Source organism: Streptomyces sp. PT12 (genome assembly GCF_003311645.1).
In the GTDB taxonomy this organism is placed as follows: domain Bacteria; phylum Actinomycetota; class Actinomycetes; order Streptomycetales; family Streptomycetaceae; genus Streptomyces.
The window spans coordinates 1-658 of the sequence record NZ_QEST01000245.1 but is presented as its reverse complement, the minus strand read 5'-3'; the positions used below and the strand labels follow the sequence as shown (position 1 = coordinate 658).

1 protein-coding gene is annotated in these 658 nt (G+C 72.2%); it reads left to right on the top strand.

Translation table 11 applies throughout. The features are described from left to right. On the top strand, positions 1–658 hold a 658-nt coding region (locus tag DEH69_RS26970; RefSeq protein ID WP_258534990.1), incomplete at both ends, for an alpha-amylase family glycosyl hydrolase.

Genomic DNA, 658 nt, shown 5'->3' with positions numbered 1-658 from the left:
CGGAGTGGTGGCGTGACGCGGTCATCTACCAGGTCTACCCGCGCTCGTTCGCCGACGGGAACGGCGACGGGATGGGCGACCTCGCGGGCATCCGCGCCCGGCTGCCGTATCTGGCCGGACTGGGCGTGGACGCCGTGTGGCTGAGCCCGTTCTACGCCTCACCCCAGGCCGACGCGGGCTACGACGTGGCCGACTACCGCGCCATCGACCCGGTGTTCGGCGACCTCCACGACGCCGACGCCCTCATCCGCGACGCCCACCAGCTCGGCCTGAAGGTCATCACCGACCTCGTGCCCAACCACTCTTCCGACCGCCACGAGTGGTTCCAGCGCGCCCTGCGCGAGGGCCCTGGCTCCCCGCTGCGCGAGCGCTACCACTTCCGCCCCGGGCGCGGCACCGAGGGCGAACTCCCGCCCAACGACTGGGAGTCCATCTTCGGCGGCCCCGCCTGGACCCGGACCACCGACCCCGACGGCACCCCGGGCGAGTGGTACCTCCACCTCTTCGCGCCCGAACAGCCCGACCTCAACTGGGACAACCGAGCGGTCCACGACGAGTTCCGCTCGGTGCTGCGCTTCTGGCTGGACATGGGCGTCGACGGCTTCCGCATCGACGTCGCCCACGGCCTCGTCAAGGCCCCCGGGCTCCCCGACATGGG